The sequence below is a fragment of the Zobellia nedashkovskayae genome (assembly GCF_015330125.1).
Taxonomy (GTDB): domain Bacteria; phylum Bacteroidota; class Bacteroidia; order Flavobacteriales; family Flavobacteriaceae; genus Zobellia; species Zobellia nedashkovskayae.
In genome coordinates this window covers 1,866,901-1,880,569 of sequence record NZ_JADDXR010000002.1, presented here as the reverse complement: position 1 = coordinate 1,880,569, position 13,669 = coordinate 1,866,901, and the positions used below count along the sequence as shown (strand labels likewise).

Below are 13,669 nucleotides of genomic sequence, written 5' to 3'. Positions count from 1 at the left end.
ACATTTTAAAGATTAAAGATTTGATTATTTATTTAGATAATAATTAAAATTTATAGCTAAGACCTAGGCTAATATCCATACCAGTAGTATAAGAAAGCACAGTCTGTTCTGTTTCAATTTCAGTAACTGGGTTGCGCACCAGCTGGGTTTGTTCAATTTTTGGGTTTAAAAGGTTTTGACCCGTAAGGCTAATCTTTAAATGCTCCCCTATCTCTTTACTTATAAGGGCGTTTAGAACAACAAATCCTTTTTCTACAACTGCATCATCATAAAAAATATCTCGGTTGGTCTGATCTGTAGGTACTCCTAAAGAATAAATTTTATCGGAAGCGTAATTGGCTGTAAGTGAAGCTGCAAAAGGATTTTCAGTAGCGGCCTCAAAATTTAGACTTGTATTAAAAATCCAATCAGATGCACCCTGCAGGTCAGACTCCGTAATTCCTTTATATTGAAAACTTCTTACGAGTGTACCGTTTTCGTTATATATTTCCTTAAGATCCTGTTGGTGCCACATGCGTGTTACGTTAAGAACCATATTAAGGTCATATCCAGATTCTGAACCGTCGTCATCATTAAATATTGGCTTCACCAAGTCTAACTTTGTTTCGGCTTCAAGACCAAAAATTTCAGCTTTCTCACCAGAGTTGAAATAAGAGAAAATACCGGCAGAGCCTGTTTCCCTAACTCTGTTTATTGGATCGGAAATATCTTTATAGAAAGCAGCAACAGAAACCAATTGACCAGCAGAAGGGAAATACTCCCATTTAAGATCAAGGTTGATATCTTTAGAAGCTATTAAATCTGGGTTACCACGGCTAATCTGCCCTGTAGGCGACACATAACTGAATGGTGCAATTTCCTTGAACTCAGGTAATGTAATCGTACGGCTAACTGCTAAACGTAATGCATGAAGCTCATTTAAAGTATACTTAATATTTAAACTAGGATAGAAATTACTATAATCTTGATTACTTTCTCCTGTTCTAGGTGAAAGGTTACCAATGTCATAGGTTACATTTATCTCATCATTTTGGTATCGGATACCAGCGTCAAAATTCCATTTATCAAGTCCCACGTTAAAAGCAAAGAATGCGGCCTTTGAATCTAAAGTACCTAAGTACAAATCTTTTCTTTCCCCATTTGCGTTAGACCCTAAAAGGTTAATTTCTAAAAGACCAGCATCAAAATTAGATTGACGGAAGATACTACCCAAGTTATCAATAGAAGGTGGGTTTATAGTATTGGTACTTTGCTCTTCTACACCAACAAACTCTGAACTAAAATCTCTTTCTTTATTTCTATAAGAAACCCCAAAATTCATCTTAAAGGTTCTTGTCTCCTCATCTATGATTTTTAGCTCATCTTTGATATAACCACTATACTCTATGTCTTCAATATTCTGGCTAGATTTACGCTGTTGGAAACCTCCGTTTCTACCCAATTGCACAAAAGTACCGTCTGGATCAAAGTTTACTTCGTTACGAATACGGTTAGGTTCATCTGCTTTTAAGAAGTTGTAACCACCTGCCCAATGCAATGTATTCTTCTCCCCAAGTTGGTGTCTACCTATTAATTGGGTCACAAATAATCTTGTTTGTTTAGTGTTCTGATCTCTTATGAACTGAAACAATCCTTCAGATTCTGCAGTTTCTTCAAAAATAGTAGCCTCACCATTACGGCCTCCTTCAAAGACAGACTCATCTAATTTGTTTACGAAAAAAGTACTGGACTTAATTTTGTTTTTCTCATTGGCCAAATAGGTAATATCTAAAAGACCCGTGTTCACGATTTTCTTACGGAAAGTAGTTGCATCCGTAATCGTGTCATCAATAAAGTTTGAACGATACTGTCTAAACAAACCTTCTCTATGTTCAAAAGAACGGGAATGTGATGCACTAAGAAAAACAGAAAGTTTATCTGCAAATTTTTTACCGGCTGCAATAGACATGGAATAGTCCATTGGGTTCTCCTGTTGCAATGTGTTCCAACCCTGACCAGTTATTAACTCTTGAGTGCTAAGGTTTTGATCGTAAAACCCAAAATCCGTATTTTTTGAATTTGGTGATACTTTAAAGTTATCGTAGACTCCGCTTTTTGATACATTTGAGTTAAGCCCTCCTGAAACACCAATTGCAAGTTCACTTGAACCTGCAAGCTCTCTAGAAGTAATATTAACCGCACCAGAAGCCTCATCTGCAGAACCATCAACAGCAAAGGTTTTACTGATACTTACATTCTGAAGAACACGTGTTGGAAAAAGTGAAAGATTAATGTTCTTCTTATCAATATCATCAGAAGGAATTGGCAGACCGTTTAAGGTTGTAGAAAGGTATCTATCACCTAAACCTCTTACGAATACATCTCCAGAAGCTTCACTAGTGGTAACACCAGATATTTTGGTAGTAGCAGTGGCAGCATCGGACACCCCAATTTTAGCAAGCTCAATAGCTCCTATACTTTCTTTTATCTCTGTCGCTTTCTTTTGATCAAGCAAAAGAGCTGTTTCAGAATCTTTACGAGCAGTAGTGGTAACCACAACTTCATCTAGAGAAACACCTTCCGAGGCGCTCATAGGTACGTTAATAGTCGTTACTTTTCCCGCTTCAACTATTACATCAGGAATATCTACCGTCTCATATCCTAAATAACTATAGGATACTATATAAGTGCCTGGCTCAAGTCCGGCAATTTCATAAAGTCCATCAAAATCAGAAGTAGTTCCAATAGTTGTACCTTTAATGACTACATTGGCAAAAGGCAGGGGATCATCATTCAACTCTTTGTCTGTAAGTGTACCTACTATGCTTCCCGTATCTTGGGCGCTGAGTTGAAAAGAAAAAAACAAAAGGGCAATAGAATATATTAGTCTCATTATCTAGTTTTATAACGCCGCAAATAACGCTACGTGAAGTAAAAGTCGGGTTATGTACATGTTAAACCTTTATTGCAATAAGGTTAGGTTAATGTTACTATATTAAATCAACGTTAAGAGACCTTGGTATGTCGGGAATATATTTACTTTTGACAGAATTAACCATCTTTACAGACCTATGAAAAAGAAAGACATTAAGATATTACTTGTTGACGATGAGCCAGATATACTAGAAATAGTGGGCTACAATCTTACTAACGAGGGCTACCAGGTCTTTACCGCTAAGAACGGAGTTGAGGGTGTTGCCATGGCAAAGAAAAAGCAGCCACACCTAATTATCTTGGATGTAATGATGCCTGAGATGGATGGTATAGAAGCTTGTGAAACTATTCGTAGCACAGCGGGTCTTGAAAATTCTATCATTACCTTCCTTACCGCTCGTGGTGAAGATTATTCCCAAGTGGCCGGTTTTGATGCAGGTGCCGATGATTATATTACAAAACCGATCAGACCAAAAGTTTTGGTAAGTAAGGTGAAAGCCCTATTAAGAAGGTTAAAAGAAGATAACGCCCAACAAGAAGACATTGTACAGGTTGGTAATATCGTTATCAATAGAGAAGAGTACAAAATTGTAAATGACGGGGTAGAGATTGTTTTACCAAGAAAGGAGTTTGAACTTCTGTCTCTACTCACTTCAAAACCAAGCAAGGTATTTAAGAGGGAAGTTATTCTAGATAGAGTTTGGGGTAATGAGGTAGTTGTTGGTGGTCGTACCATTGATGTTCACATTAGAAAACTACGCGAAAAAATTGGCGAAGAGCATTTTAAGACCGTAAAAGGGGTTGGGTATAAGTTCGTTCTTTAATTAAGTCTCCACATTAATTCAGTTATACGTCATTTTTATAGTAATTTTGCGGCGTGAGTTGCCCTATAATGATGTATAACTGCTCTTTGACGAAAATAAAACAAGTTTCTTATGGCTGCTGCTAAGCTAAGAAGGTCATATCGCTTTGCGTTAAGGTCTTCCTTAATGGTAACCGCTGTATTTATTTCGCTTTTGGTATTGTTCTTATACCTTTTTGGCAAACTAGACTGGACGGTTATAATAATTTCCGTACTGGTGTTGTTTCCTATTGCATTTATAGTAACCCAAATACGAATAGAAAAGTTCATCTATCGCCGTATAAAGAAAATTTACGATGATGTTGCTATGCTAGAGACATCATCACTTAACGCTGGGCCTATTACCACGGACATGAAAACCCTAACGGAAGAAATAGGGAAATTCGCAAAAGATAAACGTGTAGAAATAGACACCCTAAAGATCAGGGAAGAATACCGAAAAGACTTTCTAGGTAACGTATCTCACGAGCTTAAAACGCCACTTTTTACTGTACAGGGTTACATAGAAACGTTGTTAGACGGAGCTATGGACGACAAAAATGTACGCCGAAAGTATTTACAACGTGCTAGCAAAGGTGTAGACCGCCTTATTTACATTGTTAAAGATCTTGACCTCATCACTAAATTAGAAGTAGGCGACCTGAATCTAAAAAGAGAGTCTTTTGACATTATTGAACTTATTCAAAATGTCTTTGATCTTTTGGAAATGAAATCGGCTAAAAAGAAAATCATACTTACTTTTGACATGGAGTATGTAGAGCCAATTATGGTAAATGCCGATAAAGAAAAAATACAACAGGTATTGACTAACTTTCTCGTGAACTCTATAAAATACGGACATACCAACGGTACTACCGAGGTAAGCGTAGAAAACCTGATTAAGAATAAGGTTATTGTACGAGTTACCGATAATGGCGAAGGAATCCCTAAGCAACATATACCAAGACTGTTCGAACGTTTTTACAGAGTAGATAAAAGTGGTAGCCGTAGCGAAGGTGGTTCTGGTCTTGGCCTTGCCATTGTAAAGCATATTGTTGAAGCCCATGGCGAAAAGATATATGTAGAAAGCGAAATAGGCGTGGGTTCTGAATTTTCCTTTACTTTAGAAAAAGCAGAAACCAAAAATTCTGTCAAAACCTTATCTGAAATTTAATTTTATATCATTGGGAAGCAAAAACAAACTAAAGCGGTTTAAAGAAAACGAATCTTTTTCTAATGTCATCCAACCTAAACGGGAAGACGTAAAACAAGGGTTTGAGCAAAAAGGTAAGTGGAAAGACTTTTTTGGCAACAACAATCCTATTGTCTTAGAACTAGGATGTGGAAAAGGAGAATATACCATTGGCCTTGCTAAACAAGACCCAAATAAAAATTTTATAGGTATTGATATTAAAGGGGCTCGTTTATGGAGAGGTGCAAAAACCGCTTTAGAGGATAACCTTAAAAATGTGGCTTTTCTAAGAACACAAATTGAACTGGTAGATGAACTTTTTGATGAAAATGAGATTTCAGAAATCTGGATTACCTTTCCTGACCCACAAATAAAGTATCAGCGTACAAAACACCGAATGACTAACGAAAACTTCTTAAATAAGTACAAGAAAGTTTTACACCCTGATGGTCTTATGCACCTAAAAACAGATAGCGAGTTTATGCACGGCTATACTTTAGGGCTTTTACAAGGGTTAGGTTTGGAAATAAATTATGCCAACCACGATGTATATAAAAACGAAGGCAGTCCCAAGGAAGTATTAGAACTTCAGACTTTCTACGAAAAACAGTATCTTGAAAGAGGTAAGCCCATTACCTATATCCAATTCAAGGTTAACTAATCCATGCAGCATCTTTTGATTCTTTTTTTTGCTACGTTCTCGGCAGCTTTCATGGCTACCGTACCTCCGGGGCTTCTAAACATGAACGCCGCAAAGGTTAGTGTAGAAAAAGGCAAATTAAACGGTATAATTTTTAGTCTGGGAGTGGCCGTTATGGTTATTCTTCAGGCTACAATTGCTGTGTATATATCAAAATTTCTTCATAAAAATCCTGAGGTAGTTGATGTACTACTCAAAATTGCAGTTGTAGTTTTTGCTTTTTTTATGGTATATTTTTTCATAGCTGCAGGACGAAATAAAAAGAAGGTAAAAAAGATTGTTAAGGTCAGCAAGAAGAATAGTTTCTTTAAAGGCATACTTCTGGCGGGATTAAACCTTTTGACCATACCCTATTACAGTGGGCTTAATATTATGTGGAATGCATCAGGTTGGATCAAGTTTGAGGTTTGGGATATTCTGGTCTTTATATTCGCTGCAGGTTCAGGTACTTTTACAGTACTTTATATGTACACGGTATATTTTAATAAATTAGAGAATAAATCCAATCGTTTTTCTAAGAATAGTAATTACATCCTTAGCGGACTAATGTTGGTATTATTGACAATAACCGTTTTTAGAATAGCCTATCGCTAATGAATCCCGAGAACAAAAATTTCTTTCAAAAAGTGTACGAAGTGGCCAAGCTCATACCTGAGGGCAGAGTTACCTCATATGGTGCCATAGCGAAATATCTAGGCGCTGCCCGAAGCGCTAGAATGGTAGGCTGGGCAATGAACGGAGCAGGAAATATGCCCGAAATACCTGCTCACAGAGTGGTGAATAAAATTGGATTACTTACCGGAAAGCATCATTTTGATGGCACCAACCTGATGCAACAACTACTAGAAAACGAGGGTATTACCATAAAAGAAAATCAGATCATAGATTTTGAAAAACACTTTTGGGACCCTTTTAAAGAACTAGGGTAATCCTTTTTTTTCTAAAAAATATAATTTTAGTCTAAAAAACACTTCTTCTGAATACTATTTTACGGCTATTTATCAATAATACCTATTAAGACATACCACTTTTCAATGTCATCTCTTTACCCTCTCGACGCTATGGCGTATCTTTGTTCTTTAGAATGATTTTATATAATGAAGATTGATAAAAAAGAAGTTTTAAGAGCACTAGAGAATATTACCGTACCTGGCGAAGGACAGAATATGGTAGAAAGTGGTGCCGTTAAGAATATACAGATTTTTGGTGATGAGGTTGAGGTAGATATTACCATCAGCAACCCAAGCTTACAGGCTAGAAAAAAGACCGAGGTCGAAATTCTGAAAATCATACACCGGGAGGTATATGAAAAGGCCAAGATAAAAATCAACATTAAAGTTGATGCTCCTGCAAAGCCAAAAACCAACGAAATAAAAGGAAAACCTTTACCGGGTATCCAAAACATAATTGCCGTTGCTTCAGGCAAAGGTGGTGTTGGAAAATCTACGGTTACTGCAAATTTAGCCGTTACCCTAGCCAAAATGGGCTTTAAGGTAGGAATTTTAGATGCAGATATTTACGGGCCTTCTATTCCTATTATGTTTGATGTTCCTATGGAAAAACCATTGGCCGTAAATGTTGATGGGAAATCTAAAATGAAGCCAGTAGAGAGCTATGGCGTAAAGCTACTTTCCATTGGGTTTTTCACTCAACCAGATCAAGCAGTTATTTGGCGTGGACCTATGGCCGCAAAAGCACTGAATCAAATGATTTTTGATGCACACTGGGGAGAATTGGATTTTATGTTGCTTGACCTTCCTCCGGGAACTGGTGATATTCACTTAAGTATCATGCAAGCTATGCCTATTACCGGTGCAGTAGTGGTTAGTACCCCACAGAATGTTGCTTTGGCAGATGCTAGAAAAGGAGTTGCAATGTTCCAGCAAGAATCCATAAATGTTCCTGTATTGGGAATCGTGGAAAATATGGCTTATTTTACTCCTGATGAGCTTCCAGATAATAAGTACTATATTTTTGGTAAAGAAGGTGCAAAAAATCTTTCCGAAGATTTAAAAGTACCTTTTTTAGGTGAGGTTCCTTTAGTACAAAGTATACGAGAAGCTGGTGATATTGGAAGACCAGCTGCTATGCAAACGGCTACACCAGTTGAATTGGCGTTTGAAGAGATAACAAAAAATGTAGTGCGAGAAGTTGTGGGTAGAAATAAAAATCTTCCCCCTACCGAAGCAATTAAGATAACAACTATGGCGGGTTGTTCTGTCGTTAAGAAAAAATAATATGACATCTGAAGAATTAAAACAGAATGTAGAAAAAGCGCTAGAAGAGATTCGTCCGTTTTTACAGAGTGATGGAGGAGATATTTCTTTGGTTTCCATAGATGACGAGAAGTCCGTAAAGGTGAAGTTAGAAGGAGCATGTGTTGGATGTAGCGTTAATCAAATGACTTTAAAAAGTGGTGTTGAAATGACTATAAAAAAATACGCTCCACAAATTGAAGAGGTGATTAATATTGGTGCATAATACACTGATTTTAATCATATTCTTATCAATTTTTTAATTCTAATTTTGTCCGAATTTTAATGTAAACCCGATGATCAAAACAGATATATTGATTATTGGAGCTGGCCCAACAGGGCTTTTTGCCGTTTTTGAGGCAGGCCTTCTACAGCTCAAATGTCATTTAATAGACGCGCTACCACAATCTGGTGGTCAATGTTCCGAAATTTATCCTAAAAAACCAATTTACGATATACCAGGTTTTCCCGAGGTATTGGCAGGCGATTTGGTGACTAATTTAATGGAACAAATAAAACCTTTTGAACCTGGGTTTACCTTAGGCGAAAGAGCGCAGACCATAGAAAAACTAGAAGACGGTACATTTATAGTAACGACCAACAAAGGAACCAAGCACCATGCCCCTATTGTAGCTATTGCAGGTGGATTGGGTAGTTTTGAACCTCGTAAACCGTTACTTGAAAATCTCAATAAATACGAAGACAATGGCGTTGCCTATATCATAAAAGACCCTGAGGTCTACCGTGATAAAAGAGTGGTTATAGCTGGTGGTGGTGATTCTGCTTTGGATTGGAGTATATTTTTAGCAGATGTAGCTTCGCAGGTTACTTTGGTTCACCGTAGAAGTGAATTTAGAGGTGCACTAGACTCCGTAGAAAAAGTACAACACCTTAAGAACGCAGGTAAAATTAATTTAGTTACTCCTGGTGAAATTGTGGGACTCCAAGGTGAGAAAACCCTAGAGGCCGTTACTATTAGAAAAACAACAAATCCTGATGAGGATGTTATCTTGGAAGTTGATAATTTTGTTCCGCTTTTTGGGCTTTCTCCCAAATTAGGACCAATTGCAGATTGGGGGCTTGATATTGAGAAAAATGCCATTAAAGTAGACACATTCGATTATCAAACTAATGTACCAGGTATTTATGCTATTGGCGATGTTAATACCTATCCTGGAAAATTAAAGTTGATTCTTTGTGGGTTTCATGAAGCAACGTTAATGTGCCAAAGTGCTTATCAGCGTATTTATCCTGATAAGAAATATGTAATGAAATATACTACTGTAGGGGGCGTAACCGGTTTTGACGGTAGTAAGAAAGAAGCACCAAAGGCAGTTGTAAAGTCTATTGATTAAAAGTGACTAAAGGCCAAATTATAATTAAGTATCCTAATGACCGACATTAAAATAAAAATTACCGACCGAGATGGTGTTGCCCATGAGGTAGATGCCCCAACTGATATGAATATGAATCTTATGGAAGTAGTTCGCTCATACGAATTAGCTCCTGAGGGTACTATTGGTATTTGTGGCGGAATGGCTATGTGCGCTTCTTGCCAGTGCTATGTTACTTCAGACCACAATCTTCCTGAGAAATCAGATGATGAAGATGCTATGTTGGCCGAAGCTTTTGATGTCAAGGACAACAGCCGTTTGGGTTGTCAAATTCACATGACCCCAGATTTAGACGGATTAGAAGTAGAACTAGCTCCGGAGAGTTAGATTCTTGCCTGATAGGTAAATAAATTGAAGTACCTGCCTTCTTTGGCAATAAGCTCATCGTGGGTACCTTGTTCAGCAATTTTTCCGTTTTCAATAACCAAAATCTGATTTGCTTTTCGGATGGTGCTCAATCTGTGTGCTATTACAAAAGTGGTACGACCTTCTGTTAAGGCCGCTAAACTCTTTTGAATCAAAGCTTCGCTTTCCGTATCCAAATTAGATGTAGCCTCATCTAGAATTAAAATTTTAGGATCTGCCAAAACAGCTCGTGCAATAGCAATACGTTGGCGTTGACCACCGGAAAGTTTAACGCCCCGCTCCCCTATCAAAGTATCCAATCCATCTTCAAACCTATCCGTAAATTCATTTACGTAAGCAGCTTTTACCGATTGCTGCAATTGTTCTTCCGTAGCATTAGGTCGCGGGAATAGAATGTTCTCACGTATAGTGCCCTCAAAAAGAAAATCATCTTGTAAGACCACTCCAAGGTGCTGCCTAAAACTGTTTAGGTTAACTTTTGCTACATCCTTACCGTCTATGGTAATCTTACCCGACTGAGGATTTAAAAAAGTAGCTGCCAACCCGGCTATGGTAGATTTTCCAGAACCGGAACTACCCACCAAAGCAACTACGTTACCAGATTTTACTTCAAAATTAATATTATGAAGCACTTCTTTATCTTCCTCATAAGCAAAGGATACATCATCAAAAACAATATCACCTTTAATATCGTCCAGAACTATGGTCCGGTTTTCTTCATCAGATTCCGGAACCATATTCATAAGTTCTTCGGTACGATCCAAACCAGCCAAGGCTTCTGTTAACTGACTACCAATATTACTCATCTGAACAATAGGTGCGACCATCAACCCTAATAAAAAGGTAAAGGTTAAGAATTCACCTATCGTAAGCTCATCCATCATTATCTTATAACCACCTATGCCCATAATTCCCGTTGTGGCAATACCCAAAAGGAAGGTAGACGAACTAGTCATGAAAGCAGTGGCAGTTAAACTCTTTTTTACATTTTGAAAAAGACGATCAACCCCTTTTTCAAATATTTTATTTTCTTGTTCCTCGGCATTAAAGCCTTTGATTACACGCACTCCGCCTAAAGTTTCGGTAAGACGTCCTGTTACCTCTGCATTTATTTTTCCCCTATTTCTAAAAATGGGTCTAATGATTTTAAATGCCTTAAGCGCAATCAATGCAAAAATGGCCAGAGGCACTAATGTGAAGATTGTCATTGTCCAACTAATCCGCAAAAGCAATATAAGTGAAACCACCGCGGTAATAGTACCACCAACAAGTTGTACCAGACCTGTGCCGATTAGGTTACGTACCCCTTCTACATCACTCATTATACGGGACACCAAAGCTCCAGATTTTGCATTATCAAAAAAGCTAATAGGTAACGATAGTACTTTTTTCTGTACCTGAGCCCTAAGTTCAGAGATTAGAAACTGTGCCTGAACGCTCAATATTTTCGTCAATAGAAACGAAGTGACGGATTGCACTAGTATAGCCAGGGCAACTGCACCTACAAGTAATTTTAAAAAATCTATATCCTTATTTGGTATAATATCGTCCATCAAATATTTGAGGGATAAAGGCGCCACAAAACTTGCTGCTTTACTAATTACTATAAGGAGGAGTCCAATAAATACAAGGTTTCTTCTTGGCCATATAATGGTCTTAAACGCGGTAAGCATACTAACTTTTTTCTCGGCCATAATAATGATTAAATGAAGCCTGCAAGGTACACAAAACGAAAAAAACAAGCAGGTTATCCCGTAAGTTGGTTCGATTTATTTGGAGTTTGGTAGTATATTGTAAGTATAAATAGAGCCTTATGAAATATGTAGTACTAATAAGTTACTTCTTCCTTTTTTCCTGTAGCGCACAACAGAAAAACATAGAGGTAGAAAAATGGAAGACTCATACTGCAAATGTTGAGATTATAAGAGATGATTTTGGAGTACCTCACATCTATGGAAAGACAGATGCCGATGCAGTCTTTGGGTTATTATACGCACAATGTGAAGATGATTTTAACCGTGTAGAGCAAAATTATATTTGGGCAACAGGAAGACTGGCAGAAGTAGACGGTGAAGATGCGCTGTATAGTGATCTACGTGCAAAACTGTTCATGACCGAAGAAGAGGCTAAAGCTAACTATGAAAAAAGCCCCGCTTGGCTAAAAGAATTATGTGATGCCTTTGCCAACGGAGTCAATTACTATTTATACACACACCCGGAAGTAACACCAAAATTATTGACACATTTTGAACCTTGGATGCCAATGTATTTTAGCGAAGGGTCTATTGGCGGAGATATTGAACGAATTTCAACAAAGAAAATAGCTGCTTTTTATGAAAGCGATATGGAGCTGCCAGAAGCTGAAATACTTCAAATGAAAAAGGAAAAAGAGATTGAAGAACCGCAAGGGTCAAACGGTATTGCTATTTCAGGAAAACTGACACAGTCCGGAAATCCGTTGTTATTAATCAATCCGCATACTTCATTTTATTTTAGAGGGGAGGTTCACGTAGTTTCTGAGGAAGGATTAAATGCTTATGGAGCGGTAACTTGGGGGCAGTTTTTTGTGTATCAAGGATTTAATGAAAATACCGGTTGGATGCATACATCTACTTACACGGATGTAATGGATGAATTCAAGGAAACAATTGTTAAGAATGATGACCATTTGTTCTATCAATATGGAGAAGAATTACGACCTATTGAATCTTCTGAAATAATGTTGAAATATCTTGATGGCGATGAACTGAAAGAAAAAAAATATCCGACATATAGAACCCACCACGGACCAATAACGCATGTTGCCGATGGTCAATGGACAGCTTCCGCTATGATGTGGGAGCCAGTAAAAGCTTTGGAACAATCTTTTATACGTACCAAACAAAAAGGCTATAAAGGATTTCATGATATGATGGATATCCGCACCAATTCTAGCAATAATACGGTGTATGCAGATGCCGAGGGAAACATTGCCTATTTCCATGGTAATTTTGTACCTAAGCGAGATGTTCAGTTTAATTATGCGGAGCCAGTTGATGGTAGTAATCCAAAGACCGATTGGCAGGGATTACATACGGTAGATGAAAATATTTTAGTATTGAATCCAGAAAATGGGTGGATACAAAATTGCAATTCCACTCCCTATACCTCTGCTCTGGGGTTCAGTCCAAAGAAAGAGGATTACCCCTATTACATGTCCAGAGACCAAGAGAATTTTAGAGGAGTTCATGCTATTGAATTATTGAAAGATAGAAAAGGATATACTATAGACAGTTTAATTCAACTGGCACACGACCCTTTTTTGCCGGCTTTTCAAGCATTGATTCCAGGCTTAGTTAAAGCTTACAATTCTCACGATGATAAAAACCCGAAATTAAAGGAACCCATTTCCATTCTTAAAAATTGGGATTACACTACAGGAGAAAATCAAGTGGCCATGACGCTGGCTCATTACTACGGCACTGCTATGGGCAAAAGGGCAAAACACCCAGAAGGGATTAGCGATATGGAACGAATGACCTATTTTGGGACCCATACGGAAGAGAGTTTAAAGATATTTGAAGAAGTAATAGAAGACCTAACGGCCGACTTTGGAACATGGAAAATACCGTGGGGAGAAGTAAATAGATATCAGCGAACTACGGGAGATATAGTGCAGCATTTCAACGATTCTAAACCAAGTATTCCTATAGGATTTGCGTCTGGAAGATGGGGCGCTTTAGCTGCATACGGTGCTCGTTACACCACAGAAGGGGCAAAAAAAATCTACGGAACACGTGGAAATAGTTTTGTAGCGGTTGTGGAATTTGGTGATAAAGTAAAGGCTAAAAGTATATTGGCAGGTGGACAAAGCGGAGACCCAAGTTCCCCTCATTTTAACGACCAGATTGAAAGATATAAAAATATGGATTGGAAAGATGTTCCTTTCTACTATGAAGATGTAGTCAAAAGAGCTAAAGAGAAATATGTACCTGGTAAAAGAGATTAGTTCTTTTAAGCAACCCACTG

The 13,669-nt window shown here is 37.8% G+C and carries 12 protein-coding genes; 10 read left to right on the top strand and 2 right to left on the bottom strand.

Annotation, left to right across the window (positions count from 1 at the left end):
- Window positions 1-43: 43 nt before the first annotated feature.
- Window positions 44-2,872 carry a TonB-dependent receptor gene (locus IWB64_RS07975; RefSeq protein ID WP_194533510.1) on the bottom strand — a complete coding sequence of 943 codons (2,829 nt, stop codon included), beginning with the start codon at window positions 2,870-2,872 and terminating at the stop codon, window positions 44-46.
- A 178-nt stretch (window positions 2,873-3,050) separates the two neighbouring features.
- Between IWB64_RS07975 and IWB64_RS07970 the strand changes: the two genes are divergently transcribed.
- The 9 genes from IWB64_RS07970 to IWB64_RS07930 all read left to right on the top strand — a co-directional run bounded on the left by IWB64_RS07970 (window position 3,051) and on the right by IWB64_RS07930 (window position 9,622).
- Window positions 3,051-3,737 carry a response regulator transcription factor gene (locus tag IWB64_RS07970; RefSeq protein WP_194533509.1) on the top strand — a complete coding sequence of 229 codons (687 nt, stop codon included), beginning with the start codon at window positions 3,051-3,053 and terminating at the stop codon, window positions 3,735-3,737.
- A gap of 111 nt (window positions 3,738-3,848) precedes the next feature.
- On the top strand, window positions 3,849-4,928 hold the full coding sequence (locus IWB64_RS07965) for a sensor histidine kinase (protein ID WP_194533508.1): 1,080 nt from the start codon (window positions 3,849-3,851) through the stop codon (window positions 4,926-4,928).
- Window positions 4,929-4,938: 10 nt separating this feature from the next.
- Window positions 4,939-5,607, top strand: coding sequence for a tRNA (guanosine(46)-N7)-methyltransferase TrmB (trmB, locus tag IWB64_RS07960; RefSeq protein ID WP_194533507.1), 669 nt, complete (start codon window positions 4,939-4,941; stop codon window positions 5,605-5,607).
- Window positions 5,608-5,610: 3 nt separating this feature from the next.
- Window positions 5,611-6,240: a LysE family transporter gene (locus tag IWB64_RS07955; protein ID WP_194533506.1), complete on the top strand. Its 630-nt coding sequence runs from the start codon at window positions 5,611-5,613 to the stop codon at window positions 6,238-6,240.
- Entirely contained in the window at window positions 6,240-6,575 is a 336-nt protein-coding gene (locus IWB64_RS07950) for an MGMT family protein (protein ID WP_194533505.1), read from the top strand. Before IWB64_RS07955 ends, IWB64_RS07950 begins: the two co-directional genes overlap by 1 nt.
- A gap of 168 nt (window positions 6,576-6,743) precedes the next feature.
- On the top strand, window positions 6,744-7,883 hold the full coding sequence (locus IWB64_RS07945; RefSeq protein ID WP_194533504.1) for an Mrp/NBP35 family ATP-binding protein: 1,140 nt from the start codon (window positions 6,744-6,746) through the stop codon (window positions 7,881-7,883).
- 1 nt (window position 7,884) lies between these two features.
- The gene (locus IWB64_RS07940) at window positions 7,885-8,127 is read left to right on the top strand and encodes a NifU family protein (RefSeq protein ID WP_194533503.1); all 243 of its coding nucleotides are present in this window, start codon (window positions 7,885-7,887) and stop codon (window positions 8,125-8,127) included.
- 70 nt (window positions 8,128-8,197) lie between these two features.
- On the top strand, window positions 8,198-9,256 hold the full coding sequence (locus tag IWB64_RS07935) for an NAD(P)/FAD-dependent oxidoreductase (RefSeq protein WP_194533502.1): 1,059 nt from the start codon (window positions 8,198-8,200) through the stop codon (window positions 9,254-9,256).
- 36 nt (window positions 9,257-9,292) lie between these two features.
- The gene (locus tag IWB64_RS07930) at window positions 9,293-9,622 is read left to right on the top strand and encodes a 2Fe-2S iron-sulfur cluster-binding protein (RefSeq protein ID WP_155597974.1); all 330 of its coding nucleotides are present in this window, start codon (window positions 9,293-9,295) and stop codon (window positions 9,620-9,622) included.
- Here IWB64_RS07930 and IWB64_RS07925 read toward each other — a convergent pair.
- The gene (locus tag IWB64_RS07925; RefSeq protein WP_194533501.1) at window positions 9,619-11,355 is read right to left on the bottom strand and encodes an ABC transporter ATP-binding protein; all 1,737 of its coding nucleotides are present in this window, start codon (window positions 11,353-11,355) and stop codon (window positions 9,619-9,621) included. The genes IWB64_RS07930 and IWB64_RS07925 overlap by 4 nt on opposite strands.
- Window positions 11,356-11,474: 119 nt before the next feature.
- On the opposite strand from IWB64_RS07925, the gene IWB64_RS07920 reads away from it, so the two are divergent.
- Entirely contained in the window at window positions 11,475-13,649 is a 2,175-nt protein-coding gene (locus tag IWB64_RS07920; protein ID WP_194533500.1) for an acylase, read from the top strand.
- Window positions 13,650-13,669: the final 20 nt, after the last annotated feature.

What these genes read in the sequence shown, in the direction of transcription:
- IWB64_RS07975 (WP_194533510.1), bottom strand. Translation starts at nt 2,872, where the DNA reads ATGAGACTAATATATTCTATTGCCCTTTTGTTTTTTTCTTTTCAACTC.
- IWB64_RS07970 (WP_194533509.1), top strand. Translation starts at nt 3,051, where the DNA reads ATGAAAAAGAAAGACATTAAGATATTACTTGTTGACGATGAGCCAGAT.
- IWB64_RS07965 (WP_194533508.1), top strand. Translation starts at nt 3,849, where the DNA reads ATGGCTGCTGCTAAGCTAAGAAGGTCATATCGCTTTGCGTTAAGGTCT.
- IWB64_RS07955 (WP_194533506.1), top strand. Translation starts at nt 5,611, where the DNA reads ATGCAGCATCTTTTGATTCTTTTTTTTGCTACGTTCTCGGCAGCTTTC.
- IWB64_RS07950 (WP_194533505.1), top strand. Translation starts at nt 6,240, where the DNA reads ATGAATCCCGAGAACAAAAATTTCTTTCAAAAAGTGTACGAAGTGGCC.
- IWB64_RS07945 (WP_194533504.1), top strand. Translation starts at nt 6,744, where the DNA reads ATGAAGATTGATAAAAAAGAAGTTTTAAGAGCACTAGAGAATATTACC.
- IWB64_RS07940 (WP_194533503.1), top strand. Translation starts at nt 7,885, where the DNA reads ATGACATCTGAAGAATTAAAACAGAATGTAGAAAAAGCGCTAGAAGAG.
- IWB64_RS07935 (WP_194533502.1), top strand. Translation starts at nt 8,198, where the DNA reads ATGATCAAAACAGATATATTGATTATTGGAGCTGGCCCAACAGGGCTT.
- IWB64_RS07930 (WP_155597974.1), top strand. Translation starts at nt 9,293, where the DNA reads ATGACCGACATTAAAATAAAAATTACCGACCGAGATGGTGTTGCCCAT.
- IWB64_RS07925 (WP_194533501.1), bottom strand. Translation starts at nt 11,355, where the DNA reads ATGGCCGAGAAAAAAGTTAGTATGCTTACCGCGTTTAAGACCATTATA.
- IWB64_RS07920 (WP_194533500.1), top strand. Translation starts at nt 11,475, where the DNA reads ATGAAATATGTAGTACTAATAAGTTACTTCTTCCTTTTTTCCTGTAGC.